Origin of the sequence: Cronobacter turicensis (assembly GCF_041222865.1) — a bacterium.
GTDB classification, from domain to species: domain Bacteria; phylum Pseudomonadota; class Gammaproteobacteria; order Enterobacterales; family Enterobacteriaceae; genus Cronobacter; species Cronobacter turicensis.
On sequence record NZ_CP165997.1, the window covers coordinates 3209083 to 3226030 of the forward strand.

Annotated in this window: 16 protein-coding genes; 9 read left to right on the forward strand and 7 right to left on the reverse strand. The window is 56.5% G+C overall.

Features of this window, described 5'->3' with window-relative positions:
- Nucleotides 1-32: 32 nt before the first annotated feature.
- Nucleotides 33-584: an adenine phosphoribosyltransferase gene (gene apt, locus AB8W27_RS15425; protein WP_041923275.1), complete on the reverse strand. Its 552-nt coding sequence runs from the start codon at nt 582-584 to the stop codon at nt 33-35.
- 151 nt (nt 585-735) lie between these two features.
- Entirely contained in the window at nt 736-1113 is a 378-nt protein-coding gene (locus tag AB8W27_RS15430; protein ID WP_007767545.1) for a DUF454 family protein, read from the reverse strand.
- Between the two features lie 66 nt (nt 1114-1179).
- On the opposite strand from AB8W27_RS15430, the gene priC reads away from it, so the two are divergent.
- Together priC and rsmS are read left to right on the forward strand one after the other, a co-directional pair.
- Complete coding sequence (gene priC / locus AB8W27_RS15435) at nt 1180-1695, forward strand: primosomal replication protein PriC (RefSeq protein ID WP_012815584.1); 516 nt, start codon at nt 1180-1182, stop codon at nt 1693-1695.
- A gap of 23 nt (nt 1696-1718) precedes the next feature.
- Nucleotides 1719-1871, forward strand: a complete 153-nt coding sequence (gene rsmS, locus AB8W27_RS15440) for a pleiotropic regulatory protein RsmS (RefSeq protein ID WP_007706164.1) — start codon at nt 1719-1721, stop codon at nt 1869-1871.
- Between the two features lie 40 nt (nt 1872-1911).
- On the opposite strand, the gene mscK is transcribed toward rsmS, so the two are convergent.
- Nucleotides 1912-5283, reverse strand: a complete 3372-nt coding sequence (gene mscK, locus AB8W27_RS15445; protein ID WP_282913948.1) for a mechanosensitive channel MscK — start codon at nt 5281-5283, stop codon at nt 1912-1914.
- Nucleotides 5284-5399: 116 nt separating this feature from the next.
- The gene (gene acrR / locus AB8W27_RS15450; protein ID WP_012815582.1) at nt 5400-6065 is read right to left on the reverse strand and encodes a multidrug efflux transporter transcriptional repressor AcrR; all 666 of its coding nucleotides are present in this window, start codon (nt 6063-6065) and stop codon (nt 5400-5402) included.
- Between the two features lie 144 nt (nt 6066-6209).
- Here acrR and acrA point away from each other — a divergent pair, with 144 nt between their 5' ends.
- From acrA to AB8W27_RS15480, 6 genes are all read left to right on the forward strand, one after another.
- Entirely contained in the window at nt 6210-7415 is a 1206-nt protein-coding gene (gene acrA, locus AB8W27_RS15455; protein ID WP_041923274.1) for a multidrug efflux RND transporter periplasmic adaptor subunit AcrA, read from the forward strand.
- 21 nt (nt 7416-7436) lie between these two features.
- Complete coding sequence (acrB, locus tag AB8W27_RS15460; RefSeq protein ID WP_012815580.1) at nt 7437-10586, forward strand: multidrug efflux RND transporter permease subunit AcrB; 3150 nt, start codon at nt 7437-7439, stop codon at nt 10584-10586.
- 463 nt (nt 10587-11049) lie between these two features.
- On the forward strand, nt 11050-11424 hold the full coding sequence (gene tomB / locus AB8W27_RS15465; RefSeq protein ID WP_007706157.1) for an Hha toxicity modulator TomB: 375 nt from the start codon (nt 11050-11052) through the stop codon (nt 11422-11424).
- Nucleotides 11425-11450: 26 nt separating this feature from the next.
- Nucleotides 11451-11669, forward strand: coding sequence for an HHA domain-containing protein (locus AB8W27_RS15470; protein ID WP_007713751.1), 219 nt, complete (start codon nt 11451-11453; stop codon nt 11667-11669).
- A 209-nt stretch (nt 11670-11878) separates the two neighbouring features.
- Entirely contained in the window at nt 11879-12430 is a 552-nt protein-coding gene (gene maa / locus AB8W27_RS15475; RefSeq protein WP_012815579.1) for a maltose O-acetyltransferase, read from the forward strand.
- A 119-nt stretch (nt 12431-12549) separates the two neighbouring features.
- Nucleotides 12550-13059, forward strand: coding sequence for a YlaC family protein (locus AB8W27_RS15480; protein WP_041923273.1), 510 nt, complete (start codon nt 12550-12552; stop codon nt 13057-13059).
- A 29-nt stretch (nt 13060-13088) separates the two neighbouring features.
- Here the strand turns inward: AB8W27_RS15480 and ykgO are convergent, their stop codons facing one another.
- From ykgO to AB8W27_RS15495, 3 genes are all read right to left on the reverse strand, one after another.
- A complete protein-coding gene (gene ykgO, locus AB8W27_RS15485) occupies nt 13089-13229 on the reverse strand; it encodes a type B 50S ribosomal protein L36 (protein WP_007767176.1) in 141 nt (46 codons plus the stop codon).
- A gap of 3 nt (nt 13230-13232) precedes the next feature.
- Entirely contained in the window at nt 13233-13493 is a 261-nt protein-coding gene (locus AB8W27_RS15490) for a type B 50S ribosomal protein L31 (RefSeq protein WP_004386912.1), read from the reverse strand.
- Between the two features lie 138 nt (nt 13494-13631).
- Nucleotides 13632-15533 carry a methyl-accepting chemotaxis protein gene (locus tag AB8W27_RS15495; protein WP_012815577.1) on the reverse strand — a complete coding sequence of 634 codons (1902 nt, stop codon included), beginning with the start codon at nt 15531-15533 and terminating at the stop codon, nt 13632-13634.
- Nucleotides 15534-15892: 359 nt separating this feature from the next.
- Here AB8W27_RS15495 and AB8W27_RS15500 point away from each other — a divergent pair, with 359 nt between their 5' ends.
- Nucleotides 15893-16930, forward strand: a complete 1038-nt coding sequence (locus AB8W27_RS15500; RefSeq protein WP_041923272.1) for an isopenicillin N synthase family oxygenase — start codon at nt 15893-15895, stop codon at nt 16928-16930.
- Nucleotides 16931-16948 lie beyond the last annotated feature (18 nt).

The following is a 16948-nucleotide window of genomic DNA, read 5'->3' on the forward strand; positions in this document are numbered from 1 at the left end:
CACCCGATGGGCGAGGCTGCCGGGAAGGAAGATCAATGGCCCGGGAACGGCACGAGGCTGTAGCAGGTAATGCCCTGCTTGTTGAGACGCGCTTCGCCGCCGATGTCGAACAGATTAATGATGAACGCCGCGTCGGTCACGTCGCCGCCCAGACGACGGATAAGCTTCACGGTGGCTTCAATGGTGCCGCCGGTCGCCAGCAGATCGTCAACCACCAGCACTTTATCGCCAGGCTTGATCGCGTCAACGTGGATCTCCAGTTGATCGGTGCCGTACTCCAGCTCGTAGCTTTCAGCGATCGTTTCACGCGGCAGCTTACGCGGCTTGCGCACCGGGACAAAACCCACACCCAGCGCCAGCGCGACCGGCGCGCCGAACAGGAAACCACGCGCTTCGGTGCCGACAACCTTCGTGATGCCCGCGTTTTTATAGCGCTCCACTAACAGTTCGATGCTCAGCGCATAGGCTTTGGGGTCTTCCAGCAGGCTGGTGACGTCACGAAAGAGAATGCCCGGCTTCGGGTAATCCTGAATGCTTTTGATGCTATTTTTAAGATATTCAAGCTGCTGCGCAGTTGCGGTCATGGATGTATGCCTGATAAAAACGGTATTACTCACAGGTTGCCGGACACGACTGAAAGGCGATTTTGTTCACCCTTTAATCAACGGCCCCTGTACTCGAAAACGCTCGAATTTACTGGCTGCGCGCGGTAAATGCAACCACTGCGGGCAGGCTTTACCTGTTTTGTTGTTTTTCATCAACCACCGGGATGCGCCACATGAAAATCAGCAGCCCGGAAAGAATAAATAACAGCAGAATACGCACCCAGAAAATCTTGACCAGCCACAGTGAGATAGCGAAAGTGGCGAGAATAAATAAAATCGCGCGCGGCTTTGCGCCCGGCGGCATCGCGCGGTGCTGATGCCAGTGGCGAAGATAGCCGCCAAACCAGGAGCGGTAGAGCAGCCAGTGGTGAAAACGCGGCGACGAGCGCGCAAAACACCAGGCGGCCAATAGCAGAAACGGCGTCGTCGGCAGAAGCGGCAACACCACGCCCAGCGTCGCCAGCACTACCGCCAGCCACCCCAGGATGAGTAATATAGTCCTTTGCATAATCGTACTCGCGAAAGCAGGTGAGTTACTGTAGCACAGCGCGCATGGCCAGACGCCCGGAGTAAAATGAGAACCCCCCTATTATTACAATCGCTGAAGACCCGCCTCGCCACGCTGCGCGAGCTTATCGAACCGCTGGCGTCGCAGCGCCATTTTTCGCCGCGCTTCGACCGCCAGCTGTTTTCGTGCAGCGGGGCGCGGCTCGGCGATTATCTGGCGGAAGCCGAAGAGAGCCTCGCGCACCTTGAAGCGGCCGTGACTCAGGGCGATGCGGCGCGCGTGGCGTGGCTGGCGGAGCGGCTCGCGGCACAAATCGAGGCATTACAGCGTGAAGCGGCGACGGCCACGCTGCGCCGTCATGAGAACGCGCATTTGCCGGGCGGGCGGCTGCATGCAAGGCTTGCGGAGTATCAGGAATATGAACGGCGCCTGCTGGCGATGAAAACCGGGCGCGAGCGGCGATGCGCCGAAAATCATGACCCGCAACTGGCGCGTGAAATCGACGCGCTTAACGAGCGTCTGGCGCGCTGTCGCACCGCGATCGCCCGCACCGAGCGCGCGCTGGAGCGCATCACGCGCTGAATAAATCATAAAGGAGAGAAATGATGTCGCTGGAACAAGCCCCTGATGAGGTCAAGCTCGCGGTCGATTTGATTATGCTGCTGGAGAATCATGAGATCCCGCCGCAAACGGTGCTGGCGGCGCTGGAGATTGTGCGTAACGACTATCTTCGCAAGCTTAGCGAAACCGAAAAGTAATCGCCCCTCCCCCGCGCGGGAGGAAGGGCGATTACCGGCGTCAGGCTTTGGCGGCGTTCGCCTCGCCGTCGTCGTCATTGCGTAAATCGCGCTTCACTTCGGTATGCGTCTCGCCGTTATTGTTATGCAGATGTACTTCCAGCTGGTTAAAGGCGATATCGATGTTATTTTCGCGGCACAGTCTGTCGATAGTGCGGTTTAGTTCGTCCACGGTATAGCTGCGGTCACGCAATTCGCGCACATAAAGACGCAGTTCATGATCCAGCGAGCTGGCACCAAAGGTGGTAAAGAATACCGCCGGTTCTGGATCGTGCATCACTTTCGGGTGATCCATCGCCGCTTTCAGCAGGATCTCGCGCACTTTGTCGAGATCCGATCCATACGCCACGCCAATGCGGATCACCACGCGAGTGATGGTGTCGGTCAGCGACCAGTTGATCAGACGCTCCGTCACAAACGCTTTGTTCGGGATAATCACTTCTTTGCGGTCAAAGTCCGTGATGGTCGTGGCGCGAATGCGGATTTTGCTGACCGTGCCTGAGAACGTGCCGATGGTGACGGTATCGCCGATACGTACCGGACGTTCAAACAGGATAATCAGACCGGAGACGAAGTTACCGAAAATCTCCTGTAAGCCGAAACCGAGACCAACCGACAGCGCCGCCGCCAGCCATTGCAATTTATCCCACGACACCCCGAGCGAGCCGAACACCGTCATGGCGCCCGCCGCGATAATCACGTAGTTCAGGATAGTAGTAATGGCGTACGACGCGCCCTGGCGCATTTTCAGGCGTGAGAGCACCAGCACTTCCAGCAGGCCTGGCAGGTTGCGGATAAGCGCCCAGGCGACCATAAACGCCACGACGGCAAACAGAATACTGCCGAGCGTCACGTTCTTTGTGACCGCCGCCCCGGCTTCGGTGCCGTTGTAGTGCCACAGCACAATGCTGTCGAGATAAGCGAAGACGGTGATTAAGTCGGACCAGATAGCCCAGAACACCACGCCGAACAGCGCGAACATCACCAGCATGGTGATACGCAAGGTCTGCTGGTTCACCTGATCGAGCGCCAGCGAGGTTTCCTCCACCGGCTCGGCCCCTTCGGCGCCCTCTTTCACCATATTCTGGCGACGCGCGACCGCGCGACGATACGCAATCCGGCGCGCCGCGACGCTCAGGCCGCGCAGCACGGTCTGATAGAGCAGGTTCCAGATAATCACCAGATACACGGTATCTATCCAGCGCCCGGCGAGGCGCAGCGTGGTATAGAAATAGCCCGTCGCGGTCAGCACCAGCAGCGCTACCGGCACGATGGACAGCACCGTGACCGTGACCAGCCGCATGGTGTGCGACTCTTTATCGCGCCAGCTGTCGCGACACATCGGCCATACCAGGGCGCTGATCAACAGCAGATTGAGGAAAATCATGCTCTGGCCGAGCACGTCATCCATGAGATGCAGCGGCGACAGCTCCGCCAGTACCGACCAGAACAGCAGCGGAAGCAGCGCCAGGCTGACCCGCACAATCTGACGACGCCAGTGGCTGGTCAGGGTCGCAGGCATATTGAAGTGGCTTACCGCCATGCCGTCTTTTTCCAGCACGCGCCAGCAGAGGCCGAACACCAGCCAGAACACCGCCAGCTCTTTACTGAACGCCCAGAGCAGGTCGCTGATGTTCAGTTGCATGACATACAGAATGAGCCCCACCGCCAGAATAATCAGGCAGACCGGCAGCGCGCGGATGAGGTTTATCAGAATCGCTTTTGGCGTATGCAACTGGCTGTCATTACGCAACTGGCCGACTTCGCCTGCCAGCTTATTAAGGTACTGACGCATCCAGCCGAAGCGCCAGCGGATAAGCCCGGCGATCAACAGCAGCGGCAACCCCGCCAGCAACCCTTTCAGCATCGCGGGCCAGGCTTTCTCCCAGTTTAACGTGATTTTCATCGACTTTAACTGATCGTGCAGCGCCTGCGGGAAGGCTTTCACCCACTCCCAGTCCATCGGTTTATTGCTGTTAACCCAGAAAATCTGTTGGGTCAGCATCTCCTCAAGACTGGTGCTGACGCTCATTAACTGCTGCTGGTTGATTTGCAGGTTAATCGCCATCATCAGCTGGTTGCCGAGCTGTTTGTTGAGCTGATCCAGCAGCTCGCGGCGCATATCGACCACCTGCAACAGCGCGTCGTGCACGTCATCGTTGATGTCGCTCTTATGCCCTTCTTCCAGCTTCGCGACAAACGCGTCGTTCTGGAACAGCGCGTCGCGCTGCTGGTTCACCTCAAACTGTTCGAGACGCAGATCCGCGATGCGGTTGGTCATATCTTCCAGTTCATCGGCGGAAGGCAGCGTCTGCTGTTGCTGGTATAAAATGCGCGACAGCAGCAGACTGCCTTTCAGCACGGAGATCTGCTCTTTAAGATTGCGCTCCGACTGCAAGGCCCGATCAAGCCAGTTCTTCACCCGGATATTCTGCTGCACCAGCGTGTTGCCATTCTGGGTGGCGTCGATCAGGCGCTTGCTGAGCTGATGGTTGATCTCCAGTTCCTGGCGCACCAGCGGGTTGTTCTGAATGCTGGAAGCGTCTTCCGGCGCAATCGCCTCCTGCGCCGTTTTCTCGGTTAACGTCAGGCGTTTGCTGTTGACCGCTTCCTGCAACAGCTGCAACTGATGCTCCAGACGGTTAATGTGTGTAGTGGTGTAGTCGCGCTGTTTCTGGAGCGCATCCTGCAATACCGTGTTGCCTTCGAGACTTTTGCGCTGCTGTTCAATCTGGGCGTTCAGCAACGCCTGCTGCGCGAGCAGCAGCGTTTGTTGCGACGGGCGTAGCGCCTCTTCGCCAGGCGCGGTGCCGTTCAGGCGGTTGCGGATCTGCTGAAGCTGTTGCGAGGCGTTGTACATCGCGTTCTGGACGCGTTCCGGCTGGGTCTGTAGCGACACCAGCTGGCTGTTGAACGTCGCCAGATCGTTCTGGGCGGTTTGCAGGTCGTCAAGTACGGACGTGACCCGCGACTCCAGCTGGCGCAGGGACAGGTTTTTCAGCGTCTGGCGCACAACCTCGTCGCTGTCCTGATTTTGCAGCGCGCTGAGACTTTCGCTGGCCTGGCGCATTTTCTCCGGCGCCTGCAACACCTGCTGGCGCAACTGCACCGTTTCTTGTTTGATGCGGTCGATTTTATCCAGCGTCTCAAGCGTCGCCGTTAAATCTTCGATCGCCAGTTTATCCTGTGCGGAGTGGTTTTTTTGCTTGCCGAGCGCGTCGAGCTGCGACTGCACCTCAGCGCGTGTCGGGAGATCGCCGCTCGCAGGCGCCGCCTGCGCCGTGACAGGCGAAAGCGCGCTGAAGATCAGCAGAAAGACAAAGAAAACAGCGGACGCCAGGCGCCGCGAAAGGGTAGTGTGCTGCATAATCATTTGAATGACGTCATGGCCTGACCGCACGCGGAATGCCTGCGGGGATACTGGAACGGCGCTGAGAATACCACGGCTCTTGCGCCTGGAATAGCGGCCCGCCGGGCTTTAAGATAATTTCAGAGTGGGTCAACGGCTGGCGCGGCGTCAGGCGCGCGACGCAGAGTGGGGCAGAACTGATACATCTCCAGCAAAATTGCCACCAGTTCGCGCGCCTCTTTTTTAAGATCAAACGTCTGCGGCGCGAAAAGCCAGTTCTCCACCAGCCCGGAAATATAGCTGCGCATCAGAATAGCGGCACGGCGGGTTTGCAGATTTTCCGGCAGCATGCCGGTCTGGATACACTGCGTCAGCGCCTGTTCAATGCGGTCGTAACTCTGGAAGCACAAACTGCGATGCGCCTGTTGCACAATCGCCATTTCACCAACAAACTCACATTTGTGATAAATTATTTCCATCATCAGGCGACGACGCTCTTCTGTCACTGTAGCTTCAAGTATATAAACGAGAATCTCCCGTAATACAGAGAGTGGATCGTCTGGGAATTTTGCCCGATACTCATTTTCAAGATCGCCAATGCTGGCCTCTGATGATTCCCAGATTTCGCTAAATAAATCCGACTTGTTCCTGAAATGCCAGTAAATGGCGCCTCGCGTTACGCCCGCCGCCTGGGCGATGTCCGCCAGCGACGTGGCTGACACACCCTGTTGCGAGAACAAGCGAATCGCCACATTCAGAATGTGTTGACGCGTCTCCAGGGCCTGCTGTTTGGTTTTTCGTGCCATAGGTCGGTGAATTTACAGGAGTCAGACTTACATACATTTTTGTATGTATGTACCATAGCATGACGACACTATAAACGCAGCAATGGGTTTGCGGACATTTGATCCATTGGTCATTTTTTGGAATCGAACACTCGAGGTTTAGATATGAACAAAAACAGAGGGTTCACGCCTCTGGCGGTCGTTCTGATGCTCTCAGGCAGCTTTGCGCTTACAGGATGTGACGGTGAACAGGCTCAGCAACAAGCGCCCCAGGCGCCCGAAGTGGGTGTGGTGACGCTGAAAAGCGAACCTCTGCAAATCACAACTGAACTTCCGGGGCGCACCCTCGCTTATCGTGTGGCGGAAGTTCGGCCCCAGGTCAGCGGCATTATTCTCAAGCGTAATTTTGAAGAAGGCAGCGAAATCAAAGCGGGCGTGTCGCTTTATCAAATCGACCCGGCGCCTTACCAGGCCTCTTACGAAAGTGCGAAAGGCGATCTGGCGAAAGCCCAGGCCAGCGCAAATATCGCGCAGGTGACGCTTAGCCGTTATCAGAAACTGCTCGGCACGCAGTACATCAGTAAGCAGGATTATGACAATGCGCAGGCGGAAGCCCAGCAGGCTAACGCCGCCGTTGTGGCAGCGAAAGCGGCGGTAGAAACCGCGCGTATCAACCTCGCGTACACCAAAGTGACCTCCCCTATCAGCGGTCGTATCGGCAAATCGAACGTGACCGAAGGCGCGCTGGTGCAGAACGGCCAGACCACGGCGCTCGCGGTCGTGCAGCAGCTTGACCCTATCTATGTTGACGTGACCCAGTCCAGCAACGATTTCCTGCGCCTCAAGCAGGAGCTGGCGAGCGGCCAACTGAAGCAGGAAAACGGGAAAGCGAAAGTGACGCTCTCGACGGCTGACGGCCTGAAATATCCGCAGGACGGCACGCTGGAGTTCTCCGATGTGACCGTAGATCAGACCACGGGCTCCATTACGCTGCGCGCGATTTTCCCGAACCCTGACCACACGCTGCTGCCGGGCATGTTTGTCCGCGCCCGTCTCGAAGAAGGGGTTAACCCGACCGCGATTCTGGTGCCGCAACAGGGCGTAACCCGTACCCCGCGCGGCGATGCGACCGTGATGGTGGTCGGCGAAGGCGACAAGGTGGAAGTGCGTCCGGTGACGGTCGGCCAGGCGATGGGCGATAAGTGGGTCGTGACGGACGGCGTTAAAGCCGGCGATCGCGTGATTATCTCCGGGTTGCAGAAGGTTCGCCCGGGCGCGCAGGTCAAAGCGCAGGAAGTGACTGATAACCAGCAGCAACAGAAGCAATCCGGCGCCGCTGGTCAGACGCAGTCACAGCAACCGCAGTCTTGAGTTAACAGGAGCCGTTAAAACATGGCTAAGTTTTTTATCGATCGCCCCATCTTCGCGTGGGTGATCGCCATCATCATCATGCTGGCAGGTGGCTTGTCCATTATGAAACTGCCCGTGGCGCAATATCCGTCGATTGCGCCGCCAGCGGTGACGATTAACGCGACCTACCCGGGCGCGGATGCGAAAACGGTGCAGGATACCGTGACGCAGGTTATCGAACAGAACATGAACGGTATCGATGGCCTGATGTACATGTCCTCCACCAGCGACTCCTCGGGGACGGTGCAGATCACGCTGACGTTCGAATCCGGCACTGACGCGGATATCGCGCAGGTGCAGGTGCAGAACAAACTGCAGCTCGCCATGCCGCTCCTGCCGCAGGAAGTGCAGCAGCAAGGCGTGAGCGTCGAGAAATCCTCCAGCTCGTTCCTGATGGTGTTGGGCCTTATCAACACCGATGGTTCGATGAAGCAGGAAGATATCGCGGACTACGCGGGCGCGAACATTAAAGATCCGATCAGCCGTACGACGGGCGTTGGCGACGTGCAGCTCTTCGGTTCCCAGTACGCGATGCGTATCTGGCTCGACCCGAACAAACTGAACAACTTCCAGTTAACGCCTGTGGATGTGATCAGCGCCATTAAAGCGCAGAACGCCCAGGTGGCAGCCGGTCAGCTTGGCGGTACGCCGCCGGTGAAAGGCCAGCAGCTGAACGCCTCGATTATCGCGCAGACCCGTCTGACGTCCGCCGAGGAGTTCAGCAAAATTCTGCTGAAAGTGAATCAGGATGGTTCGCGCGTGCTGCTGCGAGACGTGGCGAAGGTTGAGCTCGGCGGCGAGAACTATGACATTATCGCGCGCTACAACGGCCAGCCGGCGGCAGGTCTGGGTATCAAACTCGCGACCGGCGCAAACGCGCTGGATACCGCGGAAGCCGTGCGTAAGACCATTGCCGGTCTTGAGCCGTTCTTCCCGAGCGGTCTGAAAGTGGTTTACCCGTATGACACCACGCCGTTCGTAAAAATCTCTATTTTCGAAGTGGTGAAAACGCTGGTTGAAGCGATCGTGCTGGTGTTCCTGGTGATGTATCTCTTCCTCCAGAACTTCCGCGCGACGCTTATCCCGACCATTGCGGTGCCGGTCGTCTTGCTCGGTACCTTTGCGATACTGGCGGCCTTCGGCTACTCGATAAACACCCTCACGATGTTCGGGATGGTGCTCGCCATCGGCCTGCTGGTGGATGACGCCATCGTAGTCGTGGAGAACGTCGAGCGCGTCATGGTCGAAGAAGGCCTGCCGCCCAAAGAAGCGACCCGCAAATCGATGGGTCAGATTCAAGGCGCGCTGGTCGGTATCGCGCTGGTGCTCTCGGCCGTATTTATCCCGATGGCATTCTTTGGCGGCTCGACCGGTGCGATTTACCGTCAGTTCTCCATTACTATCGTTTCCGCGATGGTGCTGTCCGTTATCGTGGCGTTGATCCTGACGCCAGCCCTGTGCGCCACCATGCTCAAACCTGTCGCGAAAGGCGATCACGGCGAAGGCAAAAAAGGCTTCTTCGGCTGGTTTAACCGCATGTTCGACAAGAGCACGCACCATTACACCGACAGCGTAGGCAACATTCTGCGCAGTACCGGTCGTTATCTGCTGCTCTATCTGCTGATCGTCGTGGCGATGGCGTTCCTGTTTATCCGTCTGCCGAGCTCGTTCCTGCCGGAAGAGGACCAGGGCGTCTTCCTGACGATGGCGCAGCTACCGGCTGGCGCGACGCAGGAGCGTACCCAGAAGGTGCTGGATGAGGTAACCAACTACTACCTCACCCAGGAGAAAGCCAACGTTAACTCCGTCTTTACCGTTAACGGCTTTGGCTTCTCCGGCCGCGGCCAGAACACCGGTCTGGCGTTCGTCTCGCTGAAAAACTGGGATGAGCGTTCGGGTGCGGAAAACAAAGTCCCGGCGATTACCGGACGTGCGATGGCCCGCTTCTCGCAGATTAAAGATGCGATGGTGTTCGCCTTTAACCTGCCGGCGATTGTGGAACTCGGTACGGCGACCGGCTTTGACTTCGAGCTTATCGACCAGGGTAACCTCGGCCATGACAAGCTGACGCAGGCCCGTAACCAGTTGCTGGGCGAAGCGGCTCAACACCCGGATCTCCTCTCGCAGGTGCGTCCGAACGGCCTGGAAGATACGCCGCAGTTCAAAATCGATATCGACCAGGAAAAAGCGCAGGCGCTGGGCGTTTCTATCAGCGATATCAACACCACGCTCGCTTCTGCGTGGGGCGGCAGCTACGTCAACGACTTCATCGACCGCGGTCGCGTGAAGAAGGTGTATGTCATGTCGCTGGCGCAATACCGTATGCTGCCGGGCGATATCAACAACTGGTATGTGCGCGGCTCAGACGGACAGATGGTGCCATTCTCCGCCTTCTCGACCTCTCACTGGGAATACGGTTCGCCGCGTCTGGAGCGTTATAACGGTCTGCCGTCCATGCAGATTCAGGGCCAGGCGGTGCAAGGTAAGAGTACCGGTGAAGCGATGGCGATGATGGAACAGCTTGCCAGCAAGCTGCCGACCGGCATCGGCTACGACTGGACGGGCATGTCCTATCAGGAACGTCTGTCCGGCAACCAGGCGCCGGCGCTGTACGCGATTTCGCTTATCGTGGTGTTCCTGTGTCTGGCGGCGCTGTATGAGAGCTGGTCGATTCCGTTCTCGGTCATGCTGGTGGTCCCGCTCGGGGTTATCGGCGCGCTGCTGGCAGCCTCACTGCGCGGGCTTAACAACGACGTTTACTTCCAGGTGGGTCTGCTGACTACCATTGGCCTGTCGGCGAAGAACGCCATATTGATTGTGGAATTCGCCAAGGACCTGATGGAGAAAGAAGGTAAAGGCCTGATAGAGGCGACGCTTGAAGCCGTACGTATGCGTCTGCGTCCTATCCTGATGACCTCGCTGGCGTTTATCCTCGGCGTTATGCCGCTGGTTATTAGCTCGGGCGCAGGTTCCGGCGCGCAGAACGCCGTCGGTACTGGCGTTATGGGCGGGATGGTGACCGCTACCATCCTGGCTATCTTCTTCGTTCCGGTGTTCTTCGTGGTGGTTCGCCGCCGCTTCAGCCGTAAGAATGATGATGTTGAGCACAGCCATCCGGTTGAGCATCACTAATAAACAAGGCCGCTCACGCGGCCTTTTTTTTACCCTTTTTCTGCCCGTCGCTTTTTAACGTCCCGCGCAAAAAATCATCATCTCCGCCTTTAGCTCGCCTTTTTTTCATTAGAAATATTTTATTGGGATTAATCTGATGCAGAAAAAGACTTTATTACAGAATATTCTTCAGGCGCGAATAAATGAAAGTTTTACACTAAGGTAAAACTAAGACTTAAAGCTTAAGTTTTCTTTCTCAATGCGTCTGCGTACCTTGTCTTTATTGATTCGCGTAAAAGAGTCTGCGCTGATGTGCGATTAACACCGGAAATGTAATTTTTCGTAATCGTGCCAGGAAAAAATCCTCAGGGTGTTTTATAGTAAAAGTAGATTAAAAATGGAGCGCCTCGCCTCCGGACACTGGTTGTGTATCTGCCCCTGCGGTGCTGTTGACTAAAATTTTTCGCTAAAAAGGGGATACGTTATGGACGAATACTCACCAAAACGTCATGATATAGCGCAGCTTAAATTTCTTTGCGAAAGCCTGTATCATGATTGCCTCGCCACGCTAGGCGAAAACCAGCATGGCTGGGTTAACGACCCCACATCCGCCGTTAACCTGCAACTGAACGATCTGATTGAGCATATTGCCAGCTTCGGCCTTAATTATAAAATTAAGCATGAAGATGATACCGCTCTCATTGAACAATTGGATGAATATCTGGACGATACCTTTATGCTTTTCAGCAATTACGGTATCAATGCGCAAGATTTGCAAAAATGGCGCAAGTCCGGAAACAGGCTTTTTCGGTGTTTCATTAACGCCAGTAAAGAAAATCCTGTGAGCTTGTCTTTTTAAAAATAGAACAATCACTTAGGTGTATTATGACGACCAAACCATTAACCAAAACCGATTATTTAATGCGACTGAGACGCTGTCAGACAATTGACACGCTGGAACGTGTCATTGAAAAAAATAAATATGAATTGCCCGATAACGAACTGGCGGTATTTTATTCAGCAGCGGATCATCGCCTGGCTGAACTGACCATGAATAAGCTTTACGATAAAATCCCGACGTCTGTGTGGAAATTCGTTCGTTAATCTCCCGCTATTCTGTATGTGATTATCATTTTTGATAATGTCGGCGCCATGTTAGTGTCGAGCGATTCGCGTTGTGCGTGCCACACCGGATATGTCCTCCGTTAACATGGCTCCTCCCCTGCGCTCTTTCCCCCCTTAAATGCAGTGAATAGTCAGCGGCGCATTTAGTGGCTACTATCAGACTTTCCATTAATTGAGCGAAACCAGCCATGAGCGAAGAGAAACGCAAGATGATTGCGGGTGAGCTTTACCGCCCGAACGATCCGGAGCTGCGCGAGGATCGCGTGCGTGCGAGACATCTGCTGCATGAATACAACCACAGCGCGCCCGATGAAAAGGCACAGCGTCAGGCGATCCTGAAGTCGCTGCTGGGCGAAGCGGGAAACGCTTACATTGAGCCAACCTTTCGCTGCGACTACGGCTACAACATCTACTTGGGCGAGAATTTCTACGCCAATTTCGACTGCGTTATCCTGGATGTCTGCCCGGTGCGTATCGGCGCTAACTGCATGCTGGCGCCCGGCGTGCATATTTATACCGCCACGCATCCGCTGGATCCGACAGAGCGCAACAGCGGGCTGGAGTTTGCCAAACCGGTGACCATCGGGGATAACGTCTGGATCGGCGGGCGGGCTATCATTAACCCGGGCGTTACGCTTGGCGATAACGTGGTCGTCGGCTCCGGCGCCGTGGTCACGCATTCCGTAGAAGCGAACTGCGTGGTGGCGGGCAACCCGGCGCGGATCATTCGCCGCCTTTAAGCGCCGCTTCGGTTAACTGTTATGGTTTTTTGTTGACCGTCTGTTACTTTTTTCGCACAGGGCGGCCTCTTAAAATGCCCTTTCCCGCGCCTGCGCGACACAGATTCTGAAGGTTTTGCATGACTGAAATCCAGCGACTGCTGACGGCCACGATTGACCGACTCAACAAAGAAGAGAAGCGCGACAACCGTCCGCGCTTTAGCATCAGCTTTATTCGTAAGCACCCGGGCTTGTTTATCGCCATGTATCTGGGCTGGCTGGCGACGCTTGCGGTGATGCTCCAGTCAGAAACGCTGGCAGGCTCGGTCTGGCTGCTGGTCGTGCTGTTTGTGTTGTTAAACGGTTTTTTCTTTTTCGATGTGAATCCGCGCTATCACTATGAAGATATCGACGTGCTGGATCTGCGCGTTTGTTATAACGGTGAGTGGTATAACACCCGCGACGTGCCGGAGAGTCTGATAGAAGAAATTCAGGCGTCCCCGCGTGTGAGCGCCGAACAAAAAGCGCAGCTTGAGAAAATGCTGACACGTAAGAAAGCATTATCGTTTTACGATATCTACTCACTGGATAAAAACGCGGGCGCTGCCAGCGCGCCGGTGAATACCGCGACAGCCTCTCAGGCGCACTAATGAAAATCGCCCTCTTACGAGGGCGATGCTTACCGTCTTTTTTTCCTTCCCTGCACTGCTTTAAACCGCGGATTCGTTTTGCAAATCACATACAACCGTCCTTTGCGCCTGACTATTTGACAGTCTGGGTGGCGCGCCTTCGCGCTGCGTAACGAATTCAGCACCTGCATGATTTACGCCTTTTTATCGTTAAAGAAACGGCCGAAACGCTGCTGGAAGCGCGCGGCGCTCCCTTCGGTGGTAATGGTCTTCTGGCGCCCGGTGTAATACGGGTGCGACGCGGACGACACGTCAATGGTGACATACGGATACGTTTCGCCGTCGAGTTCGATTTCACGCTCGGTTTTGATAGTCGAGCCGACTTTGAAATATTCATTGGCGCTGGTGTCATGAAACACCACGGTACGGTAATGCGGATGGATATCAGCTTTCATCATTCGCTCCTTAATATGTTATAACATAACAATATCGTAAAGCGACGCTGCTGAAATTGCAAGGGGCTGACATAACCGGACGCGTAAAAAGAAAAAGCCGGCGCATCAGACGCCGGCTTTTAAGGAGTGAGTAATAACTTACAGGCGGAAACCTGCCACCACGCGGTCGAGCTGCTGCGTTTGCTCGGTCATGGAGTGCGACGCCGCCGACACTTCCTGCACCAGCGCCGCGTTCTGCTGCGTCGCGCTGTCGAGCTGGTTAATCGCCAGGTTCACCTGCGAGATGCCCGCGCTCTGCTCGCGGCTGGAGGACATGATTTCGCCCATCAGCGTGGTCACGTTGCGCACGCCGCTCAGCAGCTCATCCATCGTCGCGCCCGCGTCATTCACCAGCTTCGTTCCGACATCAATATTGCTGGCGGAATTTTCGATCAGCTGTTTAATTTCACGTGCCGACTGCGCGGAGCGCTGCGCCAGGCTGCGTACTTCAGAGGCGACCACCGCGAAGCCGCGGCCCTGTTCGCCCGCGCGCGCCGCTTCCACCGCCGCGTTCAGCGCCAGAATATTGGTCTGGAAGGCGATGCTGTCGATCACCGCGATAATATCCACCACTTTGCCGGACGAACTCTGGATAGCGCTCATGGTGCTGACCACTTCGCGCACCACATTGCCGCCCCGCTCCGCCACCTGGGACGCCTGATGCGCCAGTTCGTTAGCATGCGCGGCGTTATCGGCGTTCTGACGTACGGTGCTGGTGAGCTGTTCCATGGATGCGGCCGTCTCCTCAATGGAGCTTGCCTGATCTTCGGTACGCGCGGAAAGATCCTGGTTGCCGGACGAGATCTGCTGCGAGGCCGACGACAGCGCGCGGGCGCTATCACTCACCTGGCGCAGCATGGTTTGCAGATAGTCGATGACGCCGTTAAAGCTGTCGATAATCGCGTTGAATTCCGGGCTGCTGGTTGGCTCAAGGCGCTGCGTCAGATCCGCGCCGCCTGCGGAAAGTCGACTGATATTGCGGTTAAGATCGGCGAGTTTACCCATCAGCGAACGGATAAACAGTACCAGCACGCCCAGAAGCAACAGCAGCATCGGGATCTGCACCATGCTCAGGCGCGCCAGAATGGTATCAGTTTGCGCGGTTAACAGCGCGGTCGGCAGGTCAACGGCGATAATCCACGGGCTGCCCTTAATGGATTGCAGCATCACGGTATGCGAATCGCCATCCTGCTCATACTCCTGCTCGGTTTTCTCGCCAGGGCGGAAAGTACCAAGCGCTTTCTGCACCGTCTGCGCCATCGGATCATCGCCCAGATCGGCAAGTTTCTTCAGGCTGGCGGTTTTACCCACCTGATCGGCATCGCCGACGATTTTGCCGTCCGCTTCCACGATCAGCACGCGGCCGGAGATAGCGTCGTTCATCTGTTTCGCCAGCTGATTAAAGAAGCCCAGCGTCACGTCGATCGTCGCCACACCCCACGGCTGGCCATCTTTAGTGATCACCATTGCGCAGTTGGTGCGCGGCTGGGGGCTGGCGTCATCCTGGTACGCGTTCGCCCAGGCGCAGTGGCTGGCGGGCGCGTTCAGGCCCGCTTTATACCAGACCTGTTCGTAATAATTCGGCGCCGCGTCGGAGTTCCAGTACGTGTTCACTTCGAGCTGATTGCTGGCGTTGCGCGCAAAGAAAGTACTGAATTTATTGCGCCCCGCCTCGCGTTTTTCCGGCAACGGCCAGATGCCCCCGCCAAAGACGTTGACGTCCTGGTACTGATCCACCAGCGCCGGCAACAGACGGTCGATGTCATCGCTTTGCATCGCCGCGACGCTCTGCGTCACGCTGCGCATCTGCGCCTGCACGCGGTTCATCTGCTCAACGATGCTGAACGCTACGTTATCCACTTCATAACGGATAAGCCGCGTTTCGGTGCGTTTAATTTCCGGCGTCACGAAAAAGTGGATCACCAGCGCGGTAATGCCGCTCAGGGCAGCAAGAAACAGACAGAGTAAAAAGATAAACCTGGCTTGCGTTGTTTTTAGCATTGTTATTCACCTGGAAAGGATCAGAGGGTTCTTCTTTCAGGACAACGGCAGCGCAGCGGTAAACTTGAAGGCGAAATGCATGTTAGAAAATTAACAAAAATTTAACTCATTGACGGATAAAACAAATCCGTTTTTCCATGAAACATTTTGAAATAATTACTTATGCGCCAGGCAGAAATCCTTTTTACCCCATAAGGTTATAAATCAGAAAAGAACGATATTGGGCGCGCGGACGTCTTTCAGGCAGGGTGACGTTATGGCATCAAATAAAGGAGAGCCCCCATGCGCCAGCGCTGTTGTTGTGCCGGGTCTGTTTGCGGATAACCGACTGTTATTTTCTTTTGCTAACGGAGCGCCCCATGAGCACAGCATTACCCCTTACCCTGCCGATTCTCGATCTCGGAAGGCTTAACGCAGGCCCGGCCGACCGCGCCGCATTTCTCGATCATCTGCGCTACGCCGCACGTGATATTGGCTTTTTCTATGTCGTGAATCACGGCGTCGACACCCGACTGCTGGAGGATGTCCAGCGCGAAGCGCGGCAGTTCTTCGCGCTGCCGGACGAAGAGAAAGCGCAGGTGGCGATGATCCACTCGCCGCATTTTCGCGGCTATAACCGCGCGGCGGCGGAACTGACACGCGGCAAGCCGGACTGGCGCGAGCAGTTTGATATCGGCGCCGAGCGCCCGGCGCTGGCGCTTTCCCCAAACGCCCCGTCGTGGCGGCGGTTACAAGGGCCGAACCTCTGGCCCGCCGCGCAGCCGTCGCTCAGGCCAACACTGCTGCGTTTTCAGCGGGATATGGCGCAGATGGCGCTGCGTCTGCTGCGCGCCTTCGCAGAAGCTCTGCAACTCTCCCCTGACGCCTTCGACACGCTCTACGGCGAGCAGCCCAACGAACATATCAAGCTCATCCGCTATCCCGGCCAGCAGAACACCGGGAGTTCGCAGGGCGTGGGCGCGCATAAGGATTCCGGTTTCTTAAGCTTCCTGTTGCAGGATCAGCAAAAAGGCTTGCAGGTGGAAGTCACACCCGATGAGTGGATTGACGCCGCCCCGCTGCCGGGCAGCTTTGTGGTAAACATCGGCGAACTGCTGGAGCTTGCCACCAACGGTTATCTGCGCGCCACAGTGCATCGCGTCGTGTCGCCGCCCGCGGATAAAGAACGTCTCTCCATCGCCTTTTTCCTGGGCGCGCGGCTGGACGGCGTAGTGCCGGTCTACCCGTTGCCGCCGGCGCTGGCGCGCGAGGCGCACGGCCCGCAAAGCGATCCGCGCAACCCACTGTTGCGGGATGTCGGCTGGAACTACTTAAAAGGCCGCCTGCGCTCGCATCCTGATGTCGCCGAACGTTACTACCGCGACGTGCTGCGCGAAAGCCACGAACTGATCGCCTGATCCCTTACTAAGGAAAGC

What these genes read in the sequence shown, in the direction of transcription:
- apt (WP_041923275.1), bottom strand. Translation starts at nt 584, where the DNA reads ATGACCGCAACTGCGCAGCAGCTTGAATATCTTAAAAATAGCATCAAA.
- AB8W27_RS15430 (WP_007767545.1), bottom strand. Translation starts at nt 1,113, where the DNA reads ATGCAAAGGACTATATTACTCATCCTGGGGTGGCTGGCGGTAGTGCTG.
- priC (WP_012815584.1), top strand. Translation starts at nt 1,180, where the DNA reads ATGAGAACCCCCCTATTATTACAATCGCTGAAGACCCGCCTCGCCACG.
- rsmS (WP_007706164.1), top strand. Translation starts at nt 1,719, where the DNA reads ATGTCGCTGGAACAAGCCCCTGATGAGGTCAAGCTCGCGGTCGATTTG.
- mscK (WP_282913948.1), bottom strand. Translation starts at nt 5,283, where the DNA reads ATGATTATGCAGCACACTACCCTTTCGCGGCGCCTGGCGTCCGCTGTT.
- acrR (WP_012815582.1), bottom strand. Translation starts at nt 6,065, where the DNA reads ATGGCACGAAAAACCAAACAGCAGGCCCTGGAGACGCGTCAACACATT.
- acrA (WP_041923274.1), top strand. Translation starts at nt 6,210, where the DNA reads ATGAACAAAAACAGAGGGTTCACGCCTCTGGCGGTCGTTCTGATGCTC.
- acrB (WP_012815580.1), top strand. Translation starts at nt 7,437, where the DNA reads ATGGCTAAGTTTTTTATCGATCGCCCCATCTTCGCGTGGGTGATCGCC.
- tomB (WP_007706157.1), top strand. Translation starts at nt 11,050, where the DNA reads ATGGACGAATACTCACCAAAACGTCATGATATAGCGCAGCTTAAATTT.
- AB8W27_RS15470 (WP_007713751.1), top strand. Translation starts at nt 11,451, where the DNA reads ATGACGACCAAACCATTAACCAAAACCGATTATTTAATGCGACTGAGA.
- maa (WP_012815579.1), top strand. Translation starts at nt 11,879, where the DNA reads ATGAGCGAAGAGAAACGCAAGATGATTGCGGGTGAGCTTTACCGCCCG.
- AB8W27_RS15480 (WP_041923273.1), top strand. Translation starts at nt 12,550, where the DNA reads ATGACTGAAATCCAGCGACTGCTGACGGCCACGATTGACCGACTCAAC.
- ykgO (WP_007767176.1), bottom strand. Translation starts at nt 13,229, where the DNA reads ATGCAGGTGCTGAATTCGTTACGCAGCGCGAAGGCGCGCCACCCAGAC.
- AB8W27_RS15490 (WP_004386912.1), bottom strand. Translation starts at nt 13,493, where the DNA reads ATGAAAGCTGATATCCATCCGCATTACCGTACCGTGGTGTTTCATGAC.
- AB8W27_RS15495 (WP_012815577.1), bottom strand. Translation starts at nt 15,533, where the DNA reads ATGCTAAAAACAACGCAAGCCAGGTTTATCTTTTTACTCTGTCTGTTT.
- AB8W27_RS15500 (WP_041923272.1), top strand. Translation starts at nt 15,893, where the DNA reads ATGAGCACAGCATTACCCCTTACCCTGCCGATTCTCGATCTCGGAAGG.